Annotated in this window: 17 protein-coding genes, 1 other RNA gene and 1 pseudogene; 13 read left to right on the top strand and 6 right to left on the bottom strand. The window is 69.8% G+C overall.

Annotation, left to right across the window (positions count from 1 at the left end):
• Both D7V80_RS15650 and D7V80_RS15645 read left to right on the top strand, forming a co-directional pair.
• Positions 1–554 (top strand): annotated as a pseudogene (locus D7V80_RS15650) (glycosyl transferase family 1); the annotation flags it as partial.
• A gap of 99 nt (positions 555–653) precedes the next feature.
• Positions 654–5243 carry a response regulator gene (locus D7V80_RS15645; protein ID WP_120588922.1) on the top strand — a complete coding sequence of 1530 codons (4590 nt, stop codon included), beginning with the start codon at positions 654–656 and terminating at the stop codon, positions 5241–5243.
• Positions 5244–5360: 117 nt separating this feature from the next.
• Here the strand turns inward: D7V80_RS15645 and D7V80_RS15640 are convergent, their stop codons facing one another.
• On the bottom strand, positions 5361–5588 hold the full coding sequence (locus tag D7V80_RS15640) for a hypothetical protein (RefSeq protein ID WP_014397861.1): 228 nt from the start codon (positions 5586–5588) through the stop codon (positions 5361–5363).
• Between the two features lie 190 nt (positions 5589–5778).
• On the opposite strand from D7V80_RS15640, the gene D7V80_RS15635 reads away from it, so the two are divergent.
• From D7V80_RS15635 to D7V80_RS15605, 7 genes are all read left to right on the top strand, one after another.
• A complete protein-coding gene (locus tag D7V80_RS15635; protein ID WP_120588921.1) occupies positions 5779–6720 on the top strand; it encodes a MoxR family ATPase in 942 nt (313 codons plus the stop codon).
• A 124-nt stretch (positions 6721–6844) separates the two neighbouring features.
• Positions 6845–7795, top strand: a complete 951-nt coding sequence (locus tag D7V80_RS15630; RefSeq protein WP_120588919.1) for a branched-chain amino acid transaminase — start codon at positions 6845–6847, stop codon at positions 7793–7795.
• Between the two features lie 59 nt (positions 7796–7854).
• A complete protein-coding gene (locus D7V80_RS15625; protein WP_120588918.1) occupies positions 7855–9192 on the top strand; it encodes an AAA family ATPase in 1338 nt (445 codons plus the stop codon).
• A gap of 120 nt (positions 9193–9312) precedes the next feature.
• Entirely contained in the window at positions 9313–10152 is an 840-nt protein-coding gene (locus D7V80_RS15620; protein WP_014397865.1) for a Fic family protein, read from the top strand.
• A gap of 27 nt (positions 10153–10179) precedes the next feature.
• Positions 10180–11013 carry a deoxyribonuclease IV gene (locus D7V80_RS15615; protein WP_120588917.1) on the top strand — a complete coding sequence of 278 codons (834 nt, stop codon included), beginning with the start codon at positions 10180–10182 and terminating at the stop codon, positions 11011–11013.
• Positions 11014–11026: 13 nt separating this feature from the next.
• A complete protein-coding gene (locus D7V80_RS15610) occupies positions 11027–12148 on the top strand; it encodes a bifunctional oligoribonuclease/PAP phosphatase NrnA (RefSeq protein ID WP_120588916.1) in 1122 nt (373 codons plus the stop codon).
• On the top strand, positions 12145–13290 hold the full coding sequence (locus D7V80_RS15605; RefSeq protein WP_120588915.1) for a cysteine desulfurase family protein: 1146 nt from the start codon (positions 12145–12147) through the stop codon (positions 13288–13290). The genes D7V80_RS15610 and D7V80_RS15605 overlap by 4 nt, the downstream gene beginning before the upstream one ends.
• Before the next feature lie 15 nt (positions 13291–13305).
• Here D7V80_RS15605 and D7V80_RS42250 read toward each other — a convergent pair whose 3' ends face one another.
• The 3 genes from D7V80_RS42250 to D7V80_RS15590 form a co-directional block, all read right to left on the bottom strand.
• Complete coding sequence (locus D7V80_RS42250) at positions 13306–13479, bottom strand: hypothetical protein (protein ID WP_199738654.1); 174 nt, start codon at positions 13477–13479, stop codon at positions 13306–13308.
• 108 nt (positions 13480–13587) lie between these two features.
• A complete protein-coding gene (locus D7V80_RS15595) occupies positions 13588–14583 on the bottom strand; it encodes a serine/threonine-protein kinase (RefSeq protein WP_120588913.1) in 996 nt (331 codons plus the stop codon).
• Positions 14580–15509 carry a hypothetical protein gene (locus tag D7V80_RS15590; protein WP_120588912.1) on the bottom strand — a complete coding sequence of 310 codons (930 nt, stop codon included), beginning with the start codon at positions 15507–15509 and terminating at the stop codon, positions 14580–14582. The genes D7V80_RS15595 and D7V80_RS15590 overlap by 4 nt, the downstream gene beginning before the upstream one ends.
• Positions 15510–15745: 236 nt before the next feature.
• Here D7V80_RS15590 and ssrS point away from each other — a divergent pair.
• From ssrS to tyrS, 3 genes are all read left to right on the top strand, one after another.
• Positions 15746–15938, top strand: a non-coding RNA gene (gene ssrS, locus D7V80_RS15585) — 6S RNA.
• A 19-nt stretch (positions 15939–15957) separates the two neighbouring features.
• The gene (locus D7V80_RS15580; protein ID WP_014397872.1) at positions 15958–16587 is read left to right on the top strand and encodes a 5-formyltetrahydrofolate cyclo-ligase; all 630 of its coding nucleotides are present in this window, start codon (positions 15958–15960) and stop codon (positions 16585–16587) included.
• A 113-nt stretch (positions 16588–16700) separates the two neighbouring features.
• Positions 16701–17963: a tyrosine--tRNA ligase gene (tyrS, locus tag D7V80_RS15575; protein ID WP_120588911.1), complete on the top strand. Its 1263-nt coding sequence runs from the start codon at positions 16701–16703 to the stop codon at positions 17961–17963.
• A gap of 31 nt (positions 17964–17994) precedes the next feature.
• Here the strand turns inward: tyrS and D7V80_RS15570 are convergent, their stop codons facing one another.
• On the bottom strand, positions 17995–18819 hold the full coding sequence (locus D7V80_RS15570; protein ID WP_120588910.1) for an SDR family oxidoreductase: 825 nt from the start codon (positions 18817–18819) through the stop codon (positions 17995–17997).
• A gap of 85 nt (positions 18820–18904) precedes the next feature.
• Between D7V80_RS15570 and D7V80_RS15565 the strand changes: the two genes are divergently transcribed.
• On the top strand, positions 18905–20014 hold the full coding sequence (locus D7V80_RS15565; RefSeq protein WP_120588909.1) for an EndoU domain-containing protein: 1110 nt from the start codon (positions 18905–18907) through the stop codon (positions 20012–20014).
• 46 nt (positions 20015–20060) lie between these two features.
• Here the strand turns inward: D7V80_RS15565 and D7V80_RS15560 are convergent, their stop codons facing one another.
• Entirely contained in the window at positions 20061–26129 is a 6069-nt protein-coding gene (locus tag D7V80_RS15560; RefSeq protein WP_120588908.1) for an alpha-2-macroglobulin, read from the bottom strand.
• Positions 26130–26145 lie beyond the last annotated feature (16 nt).

Raw genomic sequence — 26145 nt, 5'->3', positions numbered from 1 at the left:
CCTCCCGCCCCCCGGTGCTCGCGGAGTCCGACAAGCCGCCCATCCGGGGAGGCTCCGTCTCCGACGCGGACCGCCCGCCGCAGCTGCCGCCCCGCGCCGCGGCGCCGCCGCCCGTTCCTCGCCAGGGGCCGCCGCCCCGGCTGAACCCCACGCCGCCCGTGCTGAAGCCCTCCGCGTCATCCGACGACGAGCCGGAGGAGATCGCCGCCGACGAGGCCCAGTCCCTGGACGACGACGCCGGCAACACGCCCTCCAACGCCAGCGCGGCGCTGGACGAGGCGGAGGAGATCGCCGCCGACGAGGTCCACGACGCGGACTCGCTCGAAGTGGAGGCCGCGGAGGCCGTGGATGAAGGGCCTCCCCCCGCGCCCCCCGACTCCACCCTCAACCCGTGGTTCGCCCAGCTGGCGCACGGGTACTGTCCCCCCGAGGGCGCCCGCTTCGCCCGGCACACCCCGCCCACCAACTTCCCCGGGCGGGATCCGGAAGCAGACGTGCCCCCCGGGTCGGTCCCGCCTGTCGGGCAGGGAGCGGTTCGCGGCAAGAACTCGTGAGGCAGCCGACCGAGCACCGCTCGGAAACTTCCCAAGCCTTGCGCCCGCCCGATAGGATGTGGCGGTTTTCACTGCACTTTTTGCTGGGTGAAGGGCTTCATGGAGCGTCGCGTCCTCATCGTCGAAAGCCAGAACGACTTCGCACTCAGCATGGCCTCCGTGCTCAAGAGCGCGGGCTACAACACGGCCATGGCCACCACTGCGTCAGACGCGCAGCGGGAATTGGAGAAGCGCCGACCGGACCTCGTGGTCGTGCGCGCGGAGCTGCCGGACCAGTCCGGCTTCGCCCTCTGTGGGCAGATCAAGAAGGGCAAGTGGGGCCAGAACCTGAAGGTCCTCCTGCTCTCCTCCGACTCCGGTGTGGAGGGTCTGAACAAACACCGTGAGACGCCGGCCGCCGCGGACGGCTACCTCGTCATCCCATTCGAGATGGGCGAGCTGGCCTCCATGAGCGCTGGCATCGTGCCGCCCGGCTCCGACGAGTCCGACGCGGACCTGGACGCCGCGCTCTCCGGTGCCCCGCGCGAAGCCCCGCCGCCCATGCCCGGCGTGCGCACGGGCGCTCCGCCCAAGCTGCCCAAGCGCGAGCGCCGCAGCGCGATGACGGACGAGGACAAGTCCTTCATGGACCGGGCCTTCTCGTCCATCGCGGACCGCAAGGCGGAGCTGCTGGCGGAGTCGCGTCAGCTGAAGCGCCCGCCCCCGCGCCGCGAGCTGATGGGCACGCCCGAGGGCAAGATCCAAATCCTCCGGGACGAGCTGAAGACGCGCGAAGCCCAGCTCGCGCGCCTGTCCGAAATCTGGAGCGTCCGCGAGCGCGAGCTGCTCTCCGTCGAGGACCGCCTCCACGAGAAGGACGTGGAGCTGCAGGGCCTGAAGATGCAGGTCGACGACCTGCTCAGGCGCTTCAATGACGCGCAGCAGTCCATCGTCCAGAAGGAGCGCGAGCACGGCGCCACCGTCGACGACCTGCTCCTCCAGAAGTTCTCCTCGGAGAAGGACCTCATCGAGGTCGTCGCCTCCAAGGAGAAGGACATCAACGTCCTGCGCAAGGAGGTCAACCTCCGCGACGAGGAGCTGTCCCGGCGCGGCGCCGACCTGGAGTCCTGGCGCAACGAGTTCGACAAGCTGGAGAAGCACCTCGGCGTCGTCACGCTGGAGTTCGAGGTCAAGGAGCAGAAGCTCCAGGACACCGTCCGCGCCAACGAGGCGGACATCCTCCAGCTGCGCGAGCGCGGCGACCAGTTCGAGTCCGAGCTGTCCCGCACCGTCAGCGAGCGCGACCAGCGCTATGCCGAGCTGGACGGCGAGCTTCAGGCCCTCCAGGAGCGGCTGACGCAGACGGAGCAGGAGCGCGACGCCACCGTGCGCGGCCTGGAGGCCCGGGCCACGACGGCGGAGGAGCACGCCAGCCGCTCGGACGCGGAGATCGAGCGCCTCAACGCCGAGCGCGCCGCGCTGGAGCAGCGCCTCAACCAGCAGGTGGCGGACCTGGAGTCCGACATCGCGCGCGTGACCGGCGAGCGCGACCAGCTCCGGCTGGACAAGGACGCCCTGGAGGCGGACCTCACGCAGCGCGTGGAGGAGCGGGAGGCGAAGATCTCCGCGCTCGACCGCGAGCTGCAGGAGACCATCGCCCGCAACGAGAACAGCGAGGCGGAGCTCAACGCCACCATCCAGCAGCACCGCGAGCGCATCGGTGAGCTGGAAGGCGAAGTCGAGGCCGTCAAGACGCACCTGGAGGACCGCGAGAACGAGCTGAACGCGGAACTCCAGGCGCTGCAGCAGGCCAAGGACGCGCTGGAGCAGGACCTCACCAGCCAGCTGGAGGACCTGCGCGCGGCGAAGGACGCCCTGGAGGCGGACCTCAACGGCCAGATTCAAGCGCTCACCGAGCAGCTGGACGCGTCCCAGCGCCAGGGCGAACAGCTCTCTGCGCGCGTGGCCTCGCTCGAGGACACCGTCGCCCAGCGCGACGGCACCATCGAGGGCCTGCAGACGGACGTCTCCGACCGCGACGCCCGCATCGCCGAGCTGACCGGCAACCTGGAGGCCACGAGCCAGCAGCTCTCCGAGACGCAGAGCACGCTCTCCAGCACGGAAGCCACCCTCGCGGAGACGCGCGGCGAGCTGGAGGCCACCAGCCAGCAGCTCTCCGAGACGCAGGGCACGCTCTCCAACACGGAGGCCACCCTCTCCGAGACGCGCGGCGAGCTGGAGGCCACCAGCCAGCAGCTCTCCGAGACGCAGACGCGCCTGGCGCAGACGGAGGAGACGCTCTCCACCACACGCGGCGAGCTGGAGGCCACCAGCCAGACGCTGGCCACCACCGAGGCGACCCTCGCGGACACGCAGGGTACGCTGGCGCGCACGGAGGCCACGCTCGCCGACACGCAGGCGACCCTCTCCAGCACCGAAGGCTCGCTGGCCGAGACGCGCGGCGAGCTGGAAGCCACCAGCCAGACGCTGGCGGAGACCCAGTCCAAGCTCGCGCAGACGGAGGAGACGCTCTCCACCACGCGCGGCGAGCTGGAAGCCACCAGCCAGACCCTCTCCGACACGCAGGCCACGCTCTCCAGCACGGAGGGCACGCTCTCGGAGACCCGTGGCGAGCTGGAGGCCACCAGCCAGACGCTGACGGAGACGCAGGCCAGGCTCGCGCAGACGGAAGGGACGCTCGCGTCCACCCAGGGCGAGCTGGAGGCCACCAGCCAGACGCTGGCCACCACCGAGTCCACGCTCGCGCAGACGCAGGACACGCTGGCGCGCACGGAGGCCACGCTCTCCGAGACGCAGGCGACCCTCTCCAGCACCGAAGGCACGCTCGCGGAGACGCGCGGTGAGCTGGAGGCCACCAGCCAGACGCTGACGCAGACCCAGGAGACCCTGGAGTCGACGCGCGCCGACCTGGCGAAGGTCACCCAGCACCGCGACGAGCTGGACGCGGAGCTCCACGAGACGCGCGACCTCCTCCAGGAGACCAACGGCCTCCTCGCCCGCACCACCGAGGAGCGCGACGCGCGCATCGCGGACCTGGCGGCGCTCAACGCGGCGAAGGACGCGCTGGAGCAGGACCTCACCGGCCAGATTGGCCAGCTGCACGCGGACCTGTCGGAGACCCAGGGGCTCTACGACGCGGAGCGCACCGCCCACGCGGCGCTCGCGGAGGAGACCACCGCGCGCATCAACGCCCTCACCGGCGAGCGCGACAACCTGACCGCGGAGCTGAACGCCACCTCGCAGCAGCTGGCCGACACGCAGGGCCAGCTCGCCAGCACCCAGGACGCGCTGGCCCGCGAGGAGCAGGCCCACGCGCAGTCCCGCCAGGCCGCCGCCAGCACCCAGGCGGAGCTCACGCGCCAGCTCACCGAGGCCCAGGCCAACGGCGAGGACCTGGCCGAACAGCTCATCGTCACCAAGCACGAGCTGGGCACGCGCGTGTCGGAAGTCACGCAGCTGTCCTCCACGCTCGCGCAGACGGAGGACGCGCGGCACCACCTGGAGGACCGCCTCCAGACGCTCACCCACGAGTCGCAGCGCCGTGAGGAGCTCCTCCAGAACGAGGTCGACACCAAGGGCAAGGAGCTGTCGGACACGCTCCGCAAGCTCACGCACGTGACGCAGGAGAAGATGCGTCAGGCGGAGGTGCTCAACCGCGAGGTCTCCACCCGCACGGAGCAGGTGAAGCAGCTGGAAGGCCAGCTGGAGCACCAGGCCTCCGAGGCGAAGAAGCAGGCGGACGCACTCAACCAGCAGCTCGCCAACGTCTCCGGCGAGCTGGACGGGGCGCGCAAGGCCATCGCGGACCGCGACGGACAGCTCCAGCAGGCCGCGAACCAGCAGAAGAAGCTCACCAGCGAGCGCGACGGACTGGCCGGCCAGCTCCAGCAGGCCCAGGCCCAGGCGCAAGCGCAGGCCCAGCAGGCGCAGGCCGCCGCCGCCGAGGCGAAGAAGCAGGCGGACGACCTGGCCGCGAAGCTCGCGAAGGCGGACCAGCGCATCGCCCAGCTCTCCCAGGAGGCCCAGAAGTTCGCCGCCGACACGGAGGCGAAGCTCAAGGACGCCCAGGCCCAGCTGCAGGCCCGCACCAAGAAGGCCCAGGACCTGGAGCTGGCGCTGGAGAACGCCCAGAGCACCCGCGCCCGCGCGGAGAAGGACCTCAACGCCCGCGTCGCCGCGGCGGAGACCAAGGCCAACGAGGCGGCCGCCCGGCTCGCCACGGCGCAGAAGGAGCGCAAGGACCTGGAGGCCCGTCAGGCCAAGGAGCTGGAGGACCTCAACGCCAAGCAGAAAGCGGAGCTCGAGCGCCGCGAGGCCATCAAGGCGCAGGAAGTCGCCCGCCTCCAGACGTCCGTCCAGGAGAAGAGCAAGGCGCTCAAGGTCGCCGAGCTGGAGCTGGCCCGCTACAAGACCAAGGCCCCGGCCGCCGCCCCCGCCGCGAAGGCCAGCGCCAAGGCCTCCGAGGAGGAGCACCTGGCCGCCACCGTCCAGGCGAACCCGGTCATCCCGGCCGCCGCCAAGCCCCCGGCCAAGGCCGCCAAGCCCGCCGCGAAGAAGGCCGCTGCCGCGCCCACCCCCGTCCCCGTGGACGAGGAGGCCCCGGAGCGCACCATGGTGATGCAGCTGCCCACCGCCCCTGAAGCCGGTGAGGACGACTGGACGGCGCTCGTCGACGAGCTCGACAAGTAGCCTTGCGCCAGGGCCCTCCCCTCACCCGGGAGGGCCGCACCGCCGGAAACGACAAGGGCCCGCGCACTCCGTGGAGTGCCGGGCCCTTCGTCCATCTCAAGACGGTCCCTGCGTCGCTTACAGCGCCGTGGCCGCCCGCGCCTCACGGATGAGGTCCCGGAAGTGCAGCGCGCCCACCACGTCCCGCACCACCGACACCGGGCGGCCCTCTTCCCGGGCCTGCGCCTGCGCCACCCGCCAGCGCTCCAGCAACGTCCGTGTCGCGATGTACGCCAGCACGAGGGGGAAGCCCCCCGGCATCACCACCACCAACACCGCCATCGCCAGCTTCAGCCACGCCCACATGACCCGCGACCTCGTCGTCCTGAGATACGCCCGCATAGATGCACGGTGCATGCCCGCGGTGCGAAAATAATTACGCACTCTGATTCCGCAGGGTTACAGCTCCCACGGCCCTCAAGAGTGCGGACGGCGCCCCCACAACCCTGGCATTTTTGCCGCAGTCGGCGGGAAACCGTCGGTTAAGTTGACGCGCGTGAGCCCCCCTCAACTGACTTCGGAGATCCGCTCGTTCACCAGCGTGGAGGACGCGGCGCGTCGCCTGGAGGCGGTGGGCTACCTGTCGTCCCCTGAAATCGCCACGGCGGTGTTCCTCGCGGACCGCATGGGCAAGCCCATCCTGGTGGAGGGCCCGGCCGGCGTGGGCAAGACGGAGCTGGCCAAGGCCCTGGCGCAGGCGCTGGATCGGACCTTCCTCCGCCTCCAGTGCTACGAGGGCCTGGACGAGGCCAAGGCCCTCTACGAGTGGGAGTACGCCAAGCAGCTGCTCTACACCCAGCTGCTCAAGGACAAGATTGGCGAGCTGACCCAGGGAACGTCCACGCTGGCGGAGGCCGCGGACCGGCTCGCGTCCGGGGACGCGGTGTTCTTCTCCGAGCGCTTCCTCCTCCCCCGCCCCATCCTCCAGGCCCAGCTGTCGGACACGCCGGCCCTGCTGCTGGTGGACGAAATCGACAAGGCGGATCCGGAGTTCGAGGCCTTCCTCCTGGAGGTCCTCTCTGACAACGCTGTCACGGTGCCGGAGCTGGGCACCATCCGCGCGAAGCATGTCCCGCGCGTCATCCTCACCAGCAACAACGCCCGCGAGCTGTCGGACGCGCTCAAGCGCCGCTGCCTCCACCTGCACATCGACTTCCCGGACCGCGAGCGCGAGCTGCGGATCGTCCGCTCGCGCCTGCCGGAGGTCCCCCAGGTGCTGGCCGAGCAGGTGGTGGAGGCCATCGCCGCCATCCGCGCGCTGGACTTGAAGAAGGCCCCGTCCATCAGCGAGACGCTGGACTGGGCGCAGAGCCTGGCGCTGCTCAACGCGGAAGCGCTCAGCGCGGACGTCGTCGCCGCCACGCTCAACCTCGTCCTCAAATACGAAGGCGACATCGAGAAGGCCCGCGCCAACCTGCCCACCATCGCGCAGGCCTGACGCAGAGCGCCGCGGATAAAGGGCACCGGACAGGCGATCGTTGGCGTTTCACGCTTTGCGCTCCCGATGTGCCTGGGTACAAGTTCCTCAGCTGTCCCACACCTAGCCCGAGAGGAACACCCCGATGAGCTCGACCTCATCCACCGTGCTGCGCGCCGAACACATCTGGCTCGATGGGAAGCTGATGAAATGGGACGAGGGCAACGTGCACGTGATGACGCACGCCCTCCACTACGGCCTGGGCGTCTTCGAGGGCATCCGCGCCTACAAGACCCATGATGGCCGGCTCGCCGTCTTCCGGCTGCGCGAGCACATCCGCCGCCTGCTCGACTCCGCGCACATCATCATGCTGCAGATTCCCTACAGCGAGGATGAGCTGGTCGAGGCCACGGTGGACCTGCTGCGCAAGCAGAAGCAGCAGTTCGCCAACGGCGCCTACCTGCGCCCGGTGGCCTTCATGGGCGACGGCGCCATGGGCCTGGGCGCGGTGAACCCCACCCGCGTGGGCATCACCGCCTGGGACTGGGGCGCGTACCTGGGCGACAAGGGCATCAAGGAAGGCATCCGCGCCAAGGTCAGCTCGTTCACGCGCAACCACGTGAACGTGAACATGGTGCGCGGGAAGATCACCGGCCAGTACGTGAACTCCATCCTCGCCAAGCGCGAGGCGGTGCTCGCCGGCTATGACGAGGCCATCCTCCTGGACATCAGCGGCTTTGTCGCGGAGGCCTCCGGGGAGAACATCTTCCTCGTGAACAAGAAGGGCGTCATCAAGACGCCGCCCCTCTCCTCCCCCGTCCTGGACGGCATCACCCGCGACACGGTGCTGAAGCTGCTACGCGACGCCGGCCACACCACCATTGAAGAGGTCACCGTCACCCGTGACGCCCTCTACATCGCCAACGAGGTCTTCTTCACCGGCACCGCCGCGGAGATCACCCCCGTGCGCGAGGTGGACAACCGCCAGATTGGCGACGGCAAGCCCGGCCCCATCAGCAAGTACGTCCAGGACATGTACTTCCGCGTCGTGCGGGGCCAGGAAGCCCGCTATGCGGACTGGCTGACCTACGTTTGAGGACAGTCGGCGGTCGCGAAGTCCCGGCGGACGGGGGAATCGGGTAGAACCCGTACCCGATGCCTCCCGCCGGCTACGCGTACGAAGACAATCCCTTCAAGCTGGAGAACCCGTCCGTCCTCGACATCGCTCCGGGTGAGCCGAAGTCGCTGGAAGACACGGGACTGAGGATGGGTCTGCTCGCGGACCTGGGCCTCAAGTTCCTCTACTACGCCGGCACCGGGACGGGCGTGGCCATTGCCGAGAGCATGTGCCTGCCCTGGTCCGGCGTGGTGGAGCACGTGGTGGACTTCCTCGCCGCGGAGAAGCTGGTGGACCTGCGCGGCGGCAAGGGCTTTGGCCGCGCGTCCGTGGAGTTCGCCCTCACGGAGAAGGGCCGCGAGTACGCGCGTGACGCCCTCACCCGCTCCACCTACGTGGGCCCCGCCCCCGTCCCCATCGAGCAGTACAACGCCCTCATCGGCAGCCAGACGGAGGAGACGCCCGTCGTGGGCCAGGAGGACCTGGTCGCCGCCCTGGGCCACCTCACCGTCTCCGCGGAGCTGATGGACAAGCTGGGCCCGGCGGTGAACTCCGGCCGCTCGCTCTTCCTCTACGGCCCGCCCGGCAACGGCAAGACGAGCCTGGCGGAGGCGATTTCCCACATGTTCGGCGGCGAGGTCTTCGTCCCGCACTGCCTCGAAATCGACAACCAGATCATCAAGGTCTTCGACCGCATCATCCACACGCCCGTGTCGCTGGAGATGGGCCGCGACGCCAACGGCCGCCGGCAGACCTTCGAAATGGACAAGCGCTGGTCGCTCTGCCGGCGCCCCGCCGTGGTGGTGGGCGGCGAGCTGACGCTGGAGACGTTGGATCTCATCTACTCGGAGAGCACCCGCTTCTACGAGGCGCCGTTCCAGGTGAAGGCCAACGGCGGCATGCTCCTCATCGACGACTTCGGCCGCCAGAAGGTCCACCCCACGGACCTGCTCAACCGGTGGATCGTCCCCCTGGAGAAGCGGGTGGACTTCCTCACCCTGCACACCGGCAAGAAGTTCGAGATTCCGTTCGATCAGCTGCTCGTCTTCTCCACCAACCTGGACCCCAAGGAGCTGGTGGACGAGGCCTTCCTGCGGCGCATCAAGTACAAGATCGAGGTGGGCAATCCGGACGAGGAGTCCTACCGGGAGATCTTCCGCCGGGTGTGCGAGGCGGCGGGCATCCCCTACGTGGACCAGGCCATCACCTACCTGGTGGAGCACTATTACAAGCCGCGCAGCATGGAGATGCGCTCCTGCCACCCCCGGGACCTCGTGTCGCTCATCCGGGACGCCGCCCGATACCGGCAAATCCCGCCAGCCCTTTCAAAAGACCTGCTGGACCAGGCGTGCGAGGTGTTCCTGGTGAATCTCTAGTCGGGTTTTATTTGTTCCAACCGCGCGGAATTTCTAGACTCCGCGTGCCGTTGTACCTCCCGGCGCAGCCTCTGAGAACCAGCGCCCGGGGCGGGCCGGAGCGAGAAGGAGCCGCAGTCCGTGAAGGAACGCTACCAGGACATCGACGAGAAGAACGAGCAGCTGCGCGAGTACCTTGAGATCTACAAGGGCAAGCCGCCAGCGCGTGAGTACCTCGACCGCTTCGAGATGTCGTGGATCTACCACGACGCCGCGCTCGAAGGCGTCGTGTACACGCACCAGGAGCTGATGGCCGCGCTCTTCCCGGAACGCACGGCGGCGGAAGCCTCCATGATCCCGGTGGTGCTGGAGATCCGCAACCACAAGGCGGTGGCGGACTTCATCCGCGAGGAGGCCGCGGGCGCGAAGAAGCAGTCCGCGCTCACGCTCACCACCATCAAGCGGATGCACGACCTCTTCCTGGGCAACACGCCGGAAGCCCTGGCCGAGCGTGCGCGCATGGAGCGGCGCGAGCGCACGGAGAAGGAGCTGGCCAAGGAGCGCGACCGCGCGGGGCTGCGCAAGGACATGCCCCTGCACCGCACCTACTTCCACGACATCACCCAGCCCGCGAAGATCCAGGCGCGGCTGGAGAAGCTCGTGGACCACACCGCCAGCGCGGAGTTCCGCGAGTTCCACCCCATCAAACAGGCGGCGGTGGTGCAGCACGAGTTCCTGCAGATCTTCCCCTTCACCGAGCACAGCGGGAAGGTGGGGCGCATGTGCAGCAACCTCATCCTGCTGCGCAACGGCTACATGCCCGCGGTCATCCACTCCATCGACCGGCAGCGCTACTACGAGTCCTTCCGCGCGCCCGTGGCCACGTTCCGCACGGTGCTGATGGACGCGATGGAGAACTCGCTGGACAACGGCGTGAAGTACTTCCGCGACCTCGGCCGCAAGTACAAGACCGTCGAGTAGCGGCCGAAGAGGGACGAAGTCGAAGCCGTGCGCATCGGGGCTCACGAATCCATCGCCGGAGGCGTGAGCCAGGCCTTCCAGCGAGCCGAAGCGCACGGCGCTCGCGCCCTGCAGATCTTCACGAAGAACGCGCGGGGCTGGAGCGCCCCCGCCCTGACGGACGCGGAGACCGAAGCCTTCCGCGCCGAGGCCCGCCGCACGGGCCTCCCCGTCATCGCCCACGGCAGCTACCTGGTGAACCTGGCCGGTGAGGCGCCGGAGGCCCGCGAGAAGTCGCTCGCGTGCGTCACCGAGGAGCTCACCCGCTGCGAGCGCCTGGGCATCCCGCTGCTCATCCTCCACCCCGGCTCCCACCCGGACGAAGCGCGGGGCCTGCGCCTCATCGCCGAAGGGCTGGACGAGGTGCACCGCCGCTGCCCCGGCTACACCGCCCGCGTCTGCCTGGAGGTGACGGCGGGCCAGGGCAACGCGCTGGGGTGGCGCTTAGAACACCTGGAGGAGCTGCTCTCGCGCGTCGCGGATGAAGCGCGACTGGCGGTGTGCCTGGACACGTGCCACCTCTTCGCGGCGGGGTATGACTTGCGGACGCCGAAGGGCTACGCGGCGGTGATGGACGAGTGCGACCGGCGCGTGGGCCTGCACCGGGTGCGCGCCTTCCACCTCAACGATTGCAAGAAACCCCTGGGTTGCCGGGTAGACCGGCACGAAGAACCGGGCAAGGGGGCGATCGGCCTGATGGCCTTCCGCTGCCTCATGAAGGACGCGCGGTTCGTCGACACCATTGGGGTGTTGGAAACACCCTTTCCGGAACGTTACGGGGAGAACATCCGACTTCTCGAATCCCTGTGCCGGAGGAAGTAAAAGAAGAGTCCCCATGCCTGTGACCCCGTCCCTCCAAAGCCGCCGCGCCCAGCTTTCCGCCGGGAGCGAGCTCACGGAGCCTCCGCCAGCGCGGTTGGCGAAGCTGCCCGCCGCCGACAAGCTGGCCCGCCTGCTCCAGGTGGCCAAGGGTCACCGCCGGGCGCTCATCCTCACGCACGACAACCCGGACCCGGACTCCATGGCGGCGGCGGTGTCGCTCGCCCACCTGCTGGAGCGCAAGGCCGGCATCGAGGCCCACGTGGGCTACGGCGGCATCATCGGCCGGGCGGAGAACGTCGCCTTCGTGCGCGTGCTCCGGCTGCCGGTGTCGCACGTGTCGCAGATCGACTTCAGCCAGTACGACCTCTTCGGCCTGGTGGACACGCAGCCGCCGGTGCGCAACCACTCCCTGCCGGCGCGCTACCGCGCGGACCTGGTGGTGGACCACCACCCGCTGCGCGAGGAGAGCCTGCTGGCCCCCTTCGCGGACGTGGGCGGCGACTTCGGCGCCACCTCCACCATGCTGGTGGAGTACCTGCGGGCCGCCCGGCTGGAGCCGTCCGTGGAGATCGCCACCGCGCTCTTCTACGGCATCAAGGCGGACACGCGGGACCTGGGCCGAGAGACGACCCAGACGGACGTGGACAGCTACCTGTGGCTGTTCCCCCGCTGTGACAAGCAGCTCTTGGGACAGATCGAGCACCCGGAGCTGCCGGCGCGCTTCTTCCAGCTGTTCCACACGTCCATCGAGAAGGCGAAGGTCTACGGCACCGCCATCATCACCGACCTGGAGGAGGTCTACTCCCCGGACCTGGTGGCGGAGGTCGCCGAGCGGATGATGTACCTGGAAGGGATGAAGTGGTCCCTGGCCTACGGGACGTACCGCAACCAGCTCTTCTTGAGCCTGCGCGTGAAGGACCGGCGCATGAACGCGGGCCGCCTCATCCGCGAGCTGTGCGAGGACCTGGGCGGTTCGTCCGGCGGCCACGGCAGCATGGCGGGCGCGCGGCTGCCCCTGTCCGGCAGCGCGAGCAAGCGCAAGGCGCTCAAGCGCGAGGTGGTGTCGCGCTTCCTCGAAGCCTTCGGTGTCTCCGAGGAGCGGCCGGTGTCGCTGCTGTCCGCGCAGGACACGTGATCTACTGGGACCACAACGCCGCCGCGCCGGTGCGCGCGGAGGTCGGCGCGCTGCTCGCCAGGGCCTTCACGGAGGGCGGCTTCGGCAACGCGTCCAGCGTGCACGGTGGCGGGCGCGAGGCCCGGGCCCGCTTGGACGCGGCGCGAGCGAAGGTGGCCCGCGTCCTGGGCTGCGAGCCGAAGGAGATCACCTTCACCGCGTCGGGCAGCGAGGCGGATGCGCTCGCGCTGGTGGGAGCGTACGCGGCCCGCCCGGTGAAGGACCGCCGCCGCGTGGTGTCCACCACGGTGGAGCACCCGTCGGCGCTGGGTGCGCTCGCGCAGCTGGAGAAGGACGGCGCCCAGGTGGTGCGGCTGTCCCCTGACGCCAGCGGCCGTGTCCCGCTGGAGGCCGTGCTGGAGGCGCTCACGCCGGACACCGCGCTGTGTTCGCTGATGTGGGCCAACAACGAAACGGGCGTGCTGCAGCCGGTGGCGGAGACCGCGCGCGCGTGCCGTCAGCGAGGCATCCTCTTCCACACGGACGCCGTGCAGGCCGCGGGCAAGGTGCCGCTCACCTTGCGCGAAGTGGACGCGGACCTGCTCTCCCTCTCCGCGCACAAGTTCGGGGGCCCCCAGGGCGTGGGCGTGCTCGTCGTGCGCAAGGGCGTGGACGTGCGGGCACTGACGCCCGGACACCAGGAGGGAGGCCGCCGCGGAGGCACGCAGAACGTGCCCTATGCCGAGGCCCTGGCCCTGGCCCTGGAGCTGGCCGCCGCGGATCAGTCCAGCACCGCCGCGAGGGTCGCGGACCTGCGCGACACCTTCGAACAGCAGGTGCTCCAGCGGCTGCCCGGCGTGACGGTGAACGGTGCGGGCGCGCCCCGGGTGCCCAACACCAGCAACCTGCGCTTCGAGGGCGTGGAGGGCGAAGCGCTGTTGATGGCGCTGGACCTGGAGGACATCCGCGTCTCGTCGGGAGCGGCCTGCGCCTCCGGCACGCTGTCCCCGTCCCACGTGCTGCGCGCCATGGGCCTCTCCCCCGCCGAGGCGCGCGCAAGCCTGCGCTTCAGCCTGGGCCCCAGCACCACCGGCGCGGAGGTCTCCCGCGTCGTGGACGCCCTGTGCACGCATGTGCCCCGGGTGCGCGCCCTCGGAGGCTGAGTCCCTCGGGACAGCTCACCACTTCTGGTCCGGCAGGTTCTTCTCGCGGACTTCCGGGTCGGGCTGTCCGTAGCCGGGCATCCCCTCCTTGGCCTCGTCGGCCTTGGGCGGAAGCCGCTCGTCGCCATGCCGCGTCTCGCGGGTGGGCTGCTCCTGCTCGGGCTGCTGCTGCTTTCGCTCGGTCGCCATGGATTCCTCCCGGTGCATGTTCGCGGGAGGAAAGGTCATCATCCGGGGCAGGCGCCGCAGCGGGCCCCACCGGCTGGGAGCCCGAGTGACAGGGCCCTGCCCGCCTGGCTACCCGTTGTCGTCGGAGGAGGGGCCGTTGGGCGGCGAGCCCCGGTACGCGGGCATCTCGTCCGTGGTGCCGAACAGGCCGCGCACCACCGCCGCGATGGCCAGCGGCGTCCCCACGTTCTCGTCGAAGTGCGGCGACAGCGCCTTCGCGTACTCCTCCGCGGACGGGAAGCGGTCCTCGGGGTTCTCCGCGAACGCGCGCGCCAGCACGTCGTCCAGCGCCTGCGGGATGTCCGGACGCACCGAGCGCAGGAGCCGGTACTTGCGCGACAGGATGCCCGCGAAGACCTCTTCCGGCGTCGAGCCCACGAAGGGCCGGCCCAGCGTGAGCAATTCGTAGAGCACCACGCTCGCGGCCCACAGGTCCGCCTCCGGCGTGACGGCGCCCTGCAGCGACTCCGGGGACAGGTAGTACGGCTTGCCCAGCACCTCGCCGCCCTGGAGCTTGCCGTCCACCAGCACGCGCGACACGCCGAAGTCGCCCAGCTTGATCTCCCCCACGCGGGAGATGAACAGGTTGGACGGGGACACGTCGCAGTGGACGATGCCCAGCGGCTTGCCGTCCGGGCCGGTGGCGGTGTGCGCGTAGGCGAGCGCCTCCAGCAGCACCTTCGCCAGGTACACCGCGAAGTCGACGGGGAGCGGAATCCCGCGCGCCTTGCACCGGCGCAGGATGTGGCCCAGGTCGCGCCCGTCCACCAGGTCCATCACCAGGAAGGACACGTCGTCCAGCATCCCGGCGTCCAGCACCTTCACGATGTTCGGATGGTCCAGCTGGCGCGACAGCTGCGCCTCGCGGCGGAAGAGGTCCACCGACGCCGGGTCGCGGGTGAGCGCGGGCAACAGCCGCTTGAGCGCGACCGTCCAGCCTTCGTAGGGACCGGAGCGCACGCGCGCGCGGTACACCTCGGCCATGCCGCCCTTGCCCAGCAGCGATTGGATTTCGTAGTTGCCGAAGACGCGGATGGGCTTCGACACGGGAGTCGGCGCGTTCACGGGCTGGCGCTTCCAGCTCCTTGCGGATCACGGCCCTGGACCCGCTTGCGACCGCGGGCCAGCTTCAACTGCGCCTCGTACACCGCTCCCTCTTTGGCGAACTGCTGGAGCTCGCGCTCCACCAGCGCATTGCCCTCCGGCGGAGACCAGCCTTCCGTCAGCGCCCGCCGCAGCGCTTCCTGGGCCACCCGCGTCTCCTGGGCCGCGCGCTTCACGCACGCCATCCAGAACCAGGCCTCCGCCCGCGCCGGTCCAGGACCCACGCTGCGCGCCTGCTCCAGGTACTTGAGCGCCTCCGGCTGCTGCTTGCGCAGGTAGTGCGACACCCCCATGCCCGTCAGCGCCCAGGCGTTGTTCTTCTCCTTCTCCTGGGACAGCACCAGCTGGAACTGCTGCGACGCGCCGATGGCGTTCTGGGACGCCAGCATCGACTGGCCCAGCTTCAGGGTGGCCGCCGCGTCCAGCGGCTCCAACCGGCGCTGCGCCGCGATCTGCGCGGCCCCACCGGACGGAGGGGGAGGCACGGGAGCCTGCGCCTGACGCTGCTCAGGTGCCTGCGCCGACGCGGGCGTCAGCGTCGGAGTCAGCGCGGCCCCCTGCTCCGTCGCCCGGAGCACCAGCATCCGGTTCTTGGGCAGGGCCGGGGAGTCGCAGCTGTCCTCCAGCTTCACCACGCCCCCCAGCGCCCGCTCCTCCACGTTGTAGACGAGCATCACCGGGAAGCTGCGCGACGGGGTGCAGGTGTCTCCCGTCTGACAGAGCGTGAGCTCGCCCAGGAAGACGTTGCCCTGGAAGTCTCCGGTCAGGATCTGCTCGGCGACCGGGCGCTGGCAGGGCCCCCCGGCCGGCGCCGTGCCGACGAGATGCTCCCCGTCCGAGCGCAACTCGATGGGGCCGAAGGCATCTGCCTGGTAGGTACTGTTCATCTGCGGACCCGCCCAGGCGAATCCGGAGGCGAGGCAGGCTACCGCCGCGAGAGCCAATGTTGGGGTCGGGAGCGACATGTCGGGGACCCGGGCATCATAGAAGTCCACGGGGCGGCTTGTAAACGCGCGAGGACGGCTTGACCGCACGCTTCTCCATCCTTATCATTTTCCCAGAACGCCCTGGGATTTTCCCAGTAATTCTAAGGACTTGCAGCACGATTTGAGTGGTAAAGGTCTGTTCCCTGCGGGGTGCGTGATGCCCAGCAGAAATTCGAACCGATACGTCCATTCCGGGGTCCGTTTCGGTCGCCATGTGCAAGCCCTCCCCCTTCACCGGGGATGAGGGAAGCCTGCGGTGACATGATTTCGGTCCCCACCTGGCTTCTAAGGGTTCAATGGACGCTGGACACACGGCTCGGCGGGGGACTCTTTCTTTGGAGCGGCGGCGGTGAGCGAGACGGCGGTGGATACGGCGGCGGCGGCGGAGAAGAAGGTAACGCTTCGTGAGGAACTGACGGCGCGCCGCAAGGCGATGACCAATGACCTCATCGACGAGCGGGGCCTCAAGGTCCAGTCTCGATTCCTGGCATCGCCCTATTACGACAAGGCGCGGACGGTGGCGCTCTACGCCCCCATCCGGGGCGAAGTGCCCACCCGGGACATCCTCATCGCGGCGTTGCAGGACGAGAAGATCGTCTGCTACCCGCTGTCCCACGTGCACGGGCGCATCCTGGCCTTCCGGGCCATCAAGTCGGAGAGCGAGCTGGAGCCGGGACGCCTGGGCGTCCGTGAGCCCACGAACTCCTCGGACCTGATTCCGGTGGATCAAATCGACCTGTTCGTGGTGCCCGGCCTGGGCTTCAGCCCGGACGGCAAGCGGCTGGGACGCGGCGGTGGCTACTACGACGCCACCCTCAAGGCGGCCAGTGCGCGCAGCCGCCGGGTGGGCCTGGCCTTCAACGATCAGATCGTCCAGGCGCTGCCCACGACGAGCGACGACGTGGACATGGACCAGATCGTCACGGAGAGCCAGACGCTGCGCGGCCTCTACCGCAGCTTCGACTTCCTGGATACCTGACGACACCTGAGCGGTACCCGGGTCCAGGACAGGCAGGGTGACAGCCACGGGTGGGGCGGACATGGAAGTCCCGCCCTGCCCGTCGTCTTTTTTGGGCTAGTGTCCGCGGCGCCATGAACCCGGACGCACTGCGCAAGGCGACCCCCGAAGAGCAGTTCGAAGAAGTCACTCGCGGCACCGTGGATTTGCACGTGCCGGAGGACCTGAAGAAGAAGCTCCAGCGCTCGTATGACAAGGGCAAGCCGCTCATCATCAAGGCGGGCTTCGACCCCAGCCGTCCCGACCTGCACCTGGGCCACACGCTGCTGCTCACGCGCATGCGGCGCTTCCAGGAGTTCGGTCACACGGTGGTGTTCCTCATCGGTGACTTCACCGCGCTCATCGGGGACCCGTCCGGCAAGAACGCGGCCCGGCCTCCCCTCACCCGCGAGCAGGTGAAGGTCAACTCGGAGACGTACAAGCAGCAGGTCTTCAAGGTCCTGGACCCGGACAAGACGGTGGTGAAGTTCAACTCGGAGTGGCTCGACGCGCTGGGCACCGAGGGGATGATCCGCCTGGCGGCGCGCTACTCCGTGCAGCGCATGCTGGAGCGCGACGACTTCAAGAAGCGCTACCGGGAGAACACCTCCATCGCCATCCACGAGTTCCTCTACCCGCTCCTGCAGGGCTACGACTCCGTGGCGCTGAAGGCGGACGTGGAGCTGGGCGCGACGGATCAGCTCTTCAACCTGCTCGTCGGCCGTCAGCTGATGAAGGAGGAGGGCCTGGAGCCGCAGGTCATCATGACCGGCCCCATCCTGGAGGGCCTGGACGCGAAGCTGGTGGACGGCGTCATCACCGGCAACAAGATGTCCAAGAGCCTGGACAACTACGTGGGCATCGACGAGCCGGCGGACAACATCTTCGGCAAGTTGATGAGCATCACCGACGACCTGATGTGGCGGTACTACAAGCTCCTCTCCTCCATGCCGCTCAAGCAGGTGCTGGAGCTGGAGGAGAAGACGAAGTCCGGCGAGGCGCACCCCAAGGCCGCGAAGGTGGCCTTCGCGCAGGAGATGGCCGCGCGCTTCCAGGGTGAGGAGGCCGGCCGCAAGGCGGCGGAGGACTTCGAGAAGCGCTTCGCCAAGAAGGAGCTGTCCACGGAGGACCTGCCGCTCGTGGAGATTTCGCTCGCGGGCGCGGAGAAGCTGCTCGTCACGAAGCTGCTGCCGGAGACGAAGTTCGTCGCCTCCGCCACCGAGGCTCGCAAGATGATGGGCCAGGGCGGCGTGAAGGTGAACGGGGAGAAGGTCACCGACCCCAAGGCGGAGCTGGGGGCCGGCGAGTACACCGTGCAGGTGGGCAAGCTGAAGGTCACGCGGGTGAAGCTGTCCTGACGTGCCGCGACGGACGCCGCCCGGGCCTGATTCAGGGCGCGGGCGGCTCCTTCGGCAGCGCGCCTTCGTACAGCGCGGCCGAGCGCCCCATCATGAAGCCGTGGGGCAGCAGCTTCATCAGCGTCGCGAGGAAGCGGTTGAGGACGCCGGGCACGGAGAGCTCGCGGCGGTGCACGAACGCCTCCACGGCGATGCGCGCGCAGGCCTCCGCGGACATGATGCCCACGTCGCCCGCCTTGAACTTCCGGTCCAGGCCGGACACCGACAGCATCTCCGTGGCGATGCCGCCGGGAGCGAAGACGGTGACGGACACGCCCGCCTTGCGCAGCTCGTAGGCCAGGCCGCGTCCGTAGCTGATGACGAACGACTTCGTGGCCGCGTAGGCCGTCTGGTACGGCAGCGGCGCGAAGCCCGCCGTGCTGGCGACGAGCATCAGCGCCCCGCCCCCGCCCTGCTTCGCGAAGTGCGCGCCGAAAAGCTGGGACATGCGCACCACGCTGGTGATGTTGGTGGCGAGCATCGCGTCGAAGGACTCGGGCTGCTGCTCCAGCGCGTGGCCGAAGTAGGTGACGCCGGCGTTGAGGATGACGCCGTCGACGGTGCGGCCCGCGGTGGCGGTCTCGAAGACGCGCGCGGCGTCGCCGGGCTTCGTGAGGTCCGCGGACAGGGGCAGCACCTGCACGCCGTGCGCGGACTCCAGCTCCGCCTTGAGCGCGGTGAGCCGGTCCTCGCGGCGGGCGACGGCGATGATGTGGGCGCCGTGCTCCTTCGCGAGCAGGCGGGCCATCTCCAGCCCCAGGCCGGACGACGCGCCGGTGATGAGCACCCAGCGGCCTCGGAAATTCATCGGTTTCATATCGGGCGCGTTTATTTCGCGGTGCGGCGCCGGGCGCAACCGGGGAACAGCGGGCTTCGGGCACCCCTGTTAGAGTCCGGCCACCATGCGCCTCTCCGGGTCGCTCGCCTGCTTCTTCCTGGCCCTCTCCACTGCCCCTGCCGCCTTCGCGGGGAGCGGCGTCTTCGTCACCGACGATGCCGTGGACGCGGTGGACCAGCCCGAGTCCTCCAAGGTCGTCTTCTCCGTGCAGCCGGGCGTGTCCTATCCGCTCATGAAGAAGGGCGGCCCCGACCGCGCGTGGTGCAAGCTCCAGGGCCCCAAGTCCGAGGGCTGGGTGCTCTGCGATGGCACGCCCACGGAGGCCGCCCAGAAGGCACCGGGCACGGACGCGCTCGTGCGCGCGGACCATGAGAATACGCGCCAGCAGCAGGCGGCCCGGGTCGACAGGGCCGCTGACCCTGATGAAGAGACGGTGGCGGTGCGTGCTCCCGCGGGCCGTGCGGCGGCTCCGGCTCCTGGCGATGCGGCGGCCTGCGCGAGCACGTGTGATCAACCGCCCCTCTTCGCCAAGGCCCCGGCGCTGTCCGCGATGGACCGGGAGGTGCTGGACCTGTGCCCCGCGCGCCCCGACGCGAGCGTGAGCGCCGGAGACGTGCAGCGCTTCTTCGCGAAGCACTACGACGACGCGCGGGTGCAGCGCGCGCTGTCCGCGGCGGGCCGCCCGGGCTCGCGGCAGGCGAACATCGAATGGCTCACGAGCCTGTGGGTGAGCACCGGCCCGCGCAACGCGTTCACGCACGTCTTCTGCGGAGACGACTGGCAGCGCGGCCCGATTGGCGGCCTCCACTTCCTGCCCCGCTACGCGCAGCTCGAGGCGGAAGGAAAGGTCTGCTACCAGGGCCCGGCCAGAGGCGAAGAAGCGGTGCGCGGTGAGCAGTACCTCATCCGCTTCAAGGGGCTGTCCCCCTGGTCCTGCGGCGTGAAGCGCACGGGCGGCTTCTCGACGTCACAGGACGCGGTCTCCATCGCCGCCATCGGAACCCGGGCGTTCGCGCGCTGCTGTGCGCGCGGCGGGGCGAAGAAGGAAGGCGGCGTGTACTCGGCGCCGGACGTGGGTGGCGGCAACTGGCGCATCTGGTGCGGCACGCGCAACGGCACCTACGGCATCGCCACGCTGCACCCCACCGACGAAGCCGCCACCTGCGCGGAGTAGCGGACCGGCGCCACGAAGGAACGCCGGTCCCCTGCACTGCTGAGACCTACTGCGCCTTGTCCACGGTGAGCATCGTGCCCGTGGAGTACGCGGTGAACTCCGGCGCGTACATGGACTGCACCGTCGCCGGTCCCACGCGGAAGGTGCCCGCCATGTTCGCGCGCAGCCGGTACTTGAAGTTGTACTCACCGGCCGGCAGCGCTTCGAAGAAGAAGTTCGTCCCCGAATCGCGCGTCTCCTCGTACCAGACGATGCCCAGGTCCCACTTGTGGCGGGACTGCGCGTTCTCCGGCTCCAGGCCCGCGGCACGCGGGTCCCTCAGGTGCACGTACTCCGCCGCGTGCTTCGTGCGCAGCGACAGCTGCACCTCCACCTCGTCGCCGGGCCGCAGTCGCGCGCCGTCGGCCAGCGGGCGCAGCAGCGTCTGGTTGCCTTCGCGGATGCGAACGAAGTAGCGGCGCGACACCTGGAAGAAGTCACCGCGCTCCTCCTTGGGCAGCTGCTCCGTGGAGAAGTGCCACGTGGCGGACGCGATGGCGAAGCCCGGCGTCGTCTTCTCCACCACCGTGGTCGCCGTGGTGGCGTTCACCTCCGGGCCAGGGACGACCACCTGGTTCTTCTTCCCCGTGTACACGTCGGGCGAGAAGCTCATGGTCACCGCCTTGGAGCCCACCGTCACCTTCAGCTCCTCGCGCGCGGCCAGCGAGCCCTCCGCCTCCATGTAGTTGACGAGCGCGTAGAGGGCCTCCGCCGTGGCGCGCGTGGACTTCCAGTGGTTCACCTTCTTGTCCAGGAGCAGCCACTGCACCAGGCCCGCGCGGCGAGGGTCCTTCGGGCGCAGCTCCGACAGCGTGCGCAGCGCGAAGGCGTGCGTCTCCGTGGAGTCGTTGTACCAGAGCCAGCCGCGGTCCTCCGGCGCCCAGTAGGTGCCCAGGTCCTGCGTCGTCTTCGCGGAGTCCATCACGCTGTCCCAGACCTTCTGCGCGTCCTTCGTGCGCTTCGACCGGTTCAGCGTGAGGGCCAGGTACCCCTTGAGGTACGGCGAGTGCTCCTTCCAGTGCTTGAAGGAGAAGTCGAGCATGCGCTTCCGCTCGGCCGCCGTGAGCGCCTCGCCCGTGTAGCTCGCGTCCGGATACGCCGACGCCACGAAGTTGAGGAACGTGAGGAACTCCCAGCCCAGGTCCTTCTTCATCAGCCGGTTCGCGTAGTCGTCCCGGAAGTGCTTCGCCAGGTAGCCCCACGCGGGCTCCGTCATGCGGGGCGACACCTCCACCCCGTGCTCCATGGCGCGCGACAGGCCGTGCAGGATGTAGAGCGTCATGTACGGCGACGACGGGCCGCCCGGCCACCAGGGGAAGCCACCGTCCGCGTTCTGCGCCTTGCGCAGCTTCGCCTGCGAGGACACGCGCTGGGCCTGGGCCACCTTCGGGTCCAGCACGCGCAGGAGTGCCTGGTCGGACTCCGCCCCGCCCTTTGCCTCGTTGAGCCAGGGCGTCTCCTCCAGCGTCATCTTCCGGTTCGGGTCCACGTCGTCGAAGGTCTCGAAGCGCGTGCTGCGCTCGCTCAGGTCCTTGGCCACCTTCGCCACCGCCGGATACTTGTTGAAGAGGCTGGAGACGATGCCCGTGGACACGAAGCGGTTGAGCGTCTGCTCCGTGCACTCGTAGGGGTAGTCCACCAGGTACGGCAGCGCCTGGAGCACGGAGTAGAAGAGCTGCGCGTCCACCGTCACGACAAGCTGCTCGTTCACCCGCGTGGGGTCGTCCGACTTCTTCAGGTCCTCGAACGTCAGCGTCCGGCGGTCCGTGTTGTTCAGCATGGCGAAGCGCGACTGCGACAGGTGCATGCGGCCGGGCAGCACCGGCAGGGGCCGCAGCTCGCCGTCGCTGAACGCGCCCGTCTTCGCGACCACGCGGAAGGCCACCGGCCCCACCCGCGCGGGCGTGGTGATGGGGAAGCGCAGGTTCGTGCCCTTCCCCGCCGCCACCGTGAAGGCCTGCGAGGCCGTCTTCACGCCGAACTCCGCGAGCAGGCTCTTCTGCGTGTCCGGATCCACGATGTCGAACGTGAGCTGGCCCTGCTGCGTCTGGGTCCCCGCGTTGTTCACCACGACCTCCAGCTCCGCGCGGTCGCCCTCGCGCAGGAAGCGCGGCAGGTACGGGCGCACCATCAGCTCCTTCACGCTGCGGGTGGCGCGCTGCGTGGAGCCCCCGCGCAGATCCCGCGTGAGCGCGTGCACCCAGACGTCCCACGCCGTCACCGAGTCCGGCACCGTGAACTCCAGCACCGCCGACCCGTCCGGCCCGGTGAGCAGCTGCGGAATCCAGAACGCCGTCTCCGCGAAGTTGGAGCGCAGCGGCTCCTCCGGCCCCTCCTCCGGTTCCGGGGCACCGGGAGCCCCCTTGATGATCTGGATGATCTCGCGCCGCTTCTGCTCCAGCACCCGGCCGGGCTTCGGCGCGGACTCCGCGGCGGACGGCGCGGGCGACGGCGGCGGTGGCGGAGGCGGTGAAGCGTCTGCCTCCCGCTGGACGGCGCCGGGCTTCGCGGCCATGGCGCGCATGCGGCGGCCGCCGTAGTAGCTGCGGTAGCCCGGACCGCCCAGCCCGTAGCCGTCGCCGAACTTCAGGGTGTCGTCGCTGAGATTCGGCGAGGAGGGTCCTTCCCTCAGGAGCTCATCGAAGAGCCAGTCCGCGCCGAAGACGCCACCGGAGGCCCGGAAGTCCATGTACACCGTCTGCTGCGGATACAGCTGCGCCACCTGCGGCGGCGTGTGCGGCCCGAAGACGTTGAGCGACTGATCGTACATATACGCGAGCAGCTCCGCGGCCCCCGCCTCCAGCTTCGCGCCCTTCGGCCCCTTCACCGTCACGCGGAAGGACTCCTTCGCGCCGGGCCGCAGCGTGTCGCGGAACGTGGCGAACTCCAGGCTGAGCTCCTTGTCATCGAAGGGCACGGCCACCGTCTGCTGGAAGCTCAGCGTCTGCCAGTCGCGCACCATCGAGAGCACCACCGTGAAGCCGCCGCGCAGGGACTCCGTCACCGGGAGTTCCACCACCGCGCGCCCCTGCCCCGCCGTCAGCTGGCGGTGCTCGACGCGCTGGCGCCCCTGGTACACGTCCATCACCAGCGGCTGGCCCTCGAAGCCGGAGGCCACCATCAGCCGCGCCACCTCGCCCACGCGCACGGAGGCGCGCTCCGCCGCCAGCACCGCGGGCAGCCCCGCCGGGGCGTGGGCCCCCGCCACCACGAAGTCCCGTTGCGCGGTGGCCTTCTGGCCGAACGCATCCGCCGTCTCGTAGCGCAGGCGGTACGTCCCCGCGCGCAGCGCCGGCAGCTTCACGGTGGCGACACCGTCCGCGCCATGCGTCACCGCCGCCTGCGCCACCTCCGCGCCGTCATCCCAGCGGCGCAGCGTCTGCTCCACGTCGTAGGCCGTGTCCCAGCGCCCCTTCTGCGAGTCACCCGGCGTGGGCGAAGCCTCCTTGGCCGACAGCGCGTCCGCGTCCAGGGGCTTGGGATGCTCCACCGGAACCTCCGACGGCATCAGCGGACGCCCCGGCGCCTTCAAGGCGATGAGCCGCCAGCGGCCCGGTCCGGCCTGCGGCGCCCCATCCAGGTTCGAGCGCACGAGCCGCACCTCCGACGGGAAGTCCTCGCGGACGAAGCCCACGTCCGAGTCCACGCGGCCCTCCACCGACACGAAGCCCAGGCGGAAGGCCCGGCTCGCGGAGCGCGTCTCGCCGCCCTCGTCCGTCAGGTCCGCCTCCACGCGGTAGCGCCACGACATGCCCTGCGCCTTCGCGAGCCGCTCGTCCGCTTCCGGGGTGAACGCCACCGTGAAGCCGCCGTCCTCGCCCACCGTGGCCGTCCCGGAGGCCACCAGCTCCGTGGTGGCCGGGATGCGCTCCCAGAACCACCAGCGCGGCAGCACCGGCTCGCGCGACACGCGCCACTTCACCGCGCCGCGCGTCACCGGCAGGCCGAAGTAGTAGCGGGCCTCGCCCTTGAACGTCGCGCGCCGGTTGAGCCGCAGTGCTTCCGGCGCGTCCTTCAGCGTCACCTCGAAGGTGGGCCGCTTGTACTCCTCCACGCGCACGGCCGCGTAGCCGTTGGGGCTCGTGCGCACCGTCCACTGGCCCAGGGGCCGCCCCGAAGGAATGTCGAACTCGCCCGCCACCGAGCCGAACGTGTTGGTGCGGGCCTCGCGCTTGGACACCTCCTGGCCGTTGGGGTCGATGAGCGACACCGTCACCGGCGAATCCGGCAGGACGCGGTAGCGCTTGGACACCTCCTCCGGACGGTAGGCCACCACCTTCCACAGCAGCTTCTGCTGCGGCCGGTAGACGGCGCGGTCCGTGTAGATGAGCGTCTGGTCCTGCGGGCCCCACTCGTGGGGGGTGGACAGGTACAGCGAGCCCGGGAGCACCATCACGCCCTTGCCCCGGCCAAACACCAGCTCCAGGTCCTCGTAGCGGTTGGCGTTCGTGCCCGTGAGCAACAGGTCGCCGTTCGCGTCGGTGCGGCGGCTGACGATGCCGAAGCGGCGGGTGCTGTAGTCCGACTTCACCAACCGCACCTCCACGTTCGGAGCCCCCACCCCCGTGGCGCCGTCCACCACGTGGACCTCCGCCTGGTTGGGGTTCGACTTGCGCACCGTCACCGCCCAGGGCGACACGGACATCCGAAGGGAGAGGATCCGGTTGTTCTTCTTCGCGAAGTCCTCACGGGTGGATATCGCGATGATGTACGCGCCCGCCTTGAGCGCCGGCGGGGTCACGAACGTCTGGTGCCGCTGGAAGTCCGGCGTGGGCGGCAGCGCCGCGCTCCAGGTGGCCTCCGGCTTGCGCGACGCCACCATGCGGAGCATCTCCTCGGTGGAGGGGAACAGCGACAGGTCCTCGCCGGGCTTCGCGAGCCGCGCCTCCACATCCACCGCGTACGCCCGGAAGTACACCGTGCCCACGTTGCGGTGGCCCACGAGGATGGAGCGCTTGCCCGGCCCGTCCACCTGCATCCCGGTCGCGTACAGCTCCGGCGCCTCCAGCCTCGCCACCAGCACCGCGCACAGCACGCCACCCACCGACTTCGGCCACGCCTCCGCGCCCGCCTTCGCCAGGGCATGCGCGGTGATGGCGCGGCCCGCCTCCGCCTCCATCTCCGCGAGCTGGTTCTGTCCCTTGGACCACCACGGCACGTCCCGGAAGCCCTTCAGGTGCGCGGCCAGGTGCTCCCGGATCCGCCGCTTGTCCGCGGCGTCCTTGAACGACGTCGACAGCACCTCGTAGCGCCGCAGCCGCGCCTCCAGCGCCGCCTCACGCCGGCCCGCCGCCTGGTGCCACGCCTCCAGGTCCCCCAGCACCGCCGCCACCTTCAGCAGCGGGTGCGCGGAAGGGTCCTTCAGCTCCACCTTCGGCGTGCCCTCCAGGAGCGCGCCCAGGTCCAGCCGGTACACGCCCTGCTCCTGCTCCGGGCGCCACAGGTCCGTGTCGTCCAGCGAGTCCACCCACAGGTACGTCACCGCGTCGCGCACCGTCGAGCGGATGCCCTCCGGATACGTGTTGGGCCGGATGTACTCGGACAGCCCCTTCACGGGCTCCGTGCCGAACTTCTGCCGCGACTCCCAGACGGCGGCGTACGTGCGCTGGATCTCCGCCGAAATCTGATCCTTCGTCCACGCCTTCAGGTCCACCGGCCCGGAGGACACCACCTGCTCGCGCTGGGCAATCTCGTAGCTGTACGCCTGCTGGTAGCTCGCGAGCACCGCCGCGTAGAACAGGTGGAGCGTGGCCTGCTGCCGCAGCCCCTCCGGCCAGGGCTGCTCGCGCAGGAAGCGCACCGTCGTCTCATGGCCGTGCAGCCGCGTGCGCAGTTGCACCGTGCGCACCAGCGCGCGCGTCCACTCGTCCGCGTCACCCTGGGCCTTCGCCGCGGCGAGCCGGGCCTCGGCCCCCTGCGCGGCGGACTCGACCTTGTCGTCCTCGACGAGCGCGTCGATGGCCTTCCACGTCGGGGGCGCCTTCGCTGCGGGGGCCGCCACGGACACGGAGGACAGCGCTAGGGACAGCAGGCACAGGACGACGGCGGCGGTACGCGGGCGCGGTGGAGAAGACATAGGGGCGGCACTCTAG

This window comes from Corallococcus sp. CA054B, from assembly GCF_003611625.1.
In the GTDB taxonomy this organism is placed as follows: Bacteria; Myxococcota; Myxococcia; order Myxococcales; family Myxococcaceae; genus Corallococcus; species Corallococcus coralloides.
Note: the sequence above shows the minus strand (reverse complement) of the source record. Positions and strands in the feature narration are given on the sequence as shown.

Excerpts from the sequence above, each read along its gene's own strand:
- D7V80_RS15645 (WP_120588922.1), top strand. The coding sequence starts at position 654 with ATGGAGCGTCGCGTCCTCATCGTCGAAAGCCAGAACGACTTCGCACTC.
- D7V80_RS15640 (WP_014397861.1), bottom strand. The coding sequence starts at position 5,588 with ATGTGGGCGTGGCTGAAGCTGGCGATGGCGGTGTTGGTGGTGGTGATG.
- D7V80_RS15630 (WP_120588919.1), top strand. The coding sequence starts at position 6,845 with ATGAGCTCGACCTCATCCACCGTGCTGCGCGCCGAACACATCTGGCTC.
- D7V80_RS15625 (WP_120588918.1), top strand. The coding sequence starts at position 7,855 with ATGCCTCCCGCCGGCTACGCGTACGAAGACAATCCCTTCAAGCTGGAG.
- D7V80_RS15610 (WP_120588916.1), top strand. The coding sequence starts at position 11,027 with ATGCCTGTGACCCCGTCCCTCCAAAGCCGCCGCGCCCAGCTTTCCGCC.
- D7V80_RS42250 (WP_199738654.1), bottom strand. The coding sequence starts at position 13,479 with ATGGCGACCGAGCGAAAGCAGCAGCAGCCCGAGCAGGAGCAGCCCACC.
- D7V80_RS15590 (WP_120588912.1), bottom strand. The coding sequence starts at position 15,509 with ATGAACAGTACCTACCAGGCAGATGCCTTCGGCCCCATCGAGTTGCGC.
- tyrS (WP_120588911.1), top strand. The coding sequence starts at position 16,701 with ATGAACCCGGACGCACTGCGCAAGGCGACCCCCGAAGAGCAGTTCGAA.
- D7V80_RS15570 (WP_120588910.1), bottom strand. The coding sequence starts at position 18,819 with ATGAAACCGATGAATTTCCGAGGCCGCTGGGTGCTCATCACCGGCGCG.
- D7V80_RS15565 (WP_120588909.1), top strand. The coding sequence starts at position 18,905 with ATGCGCCTCTCCGGGTCGCTCGCCTGCTTCTTCCTGGCCCTCTCCACT.
- D7V80_RS15560 (WP_120588908.1), bottom strand. The coding sequence starts at position 26,129 with ATGTCTTCTCCACCGCGCCCGCGTACCGCCGCCGTCGTCCTGTGCCTG.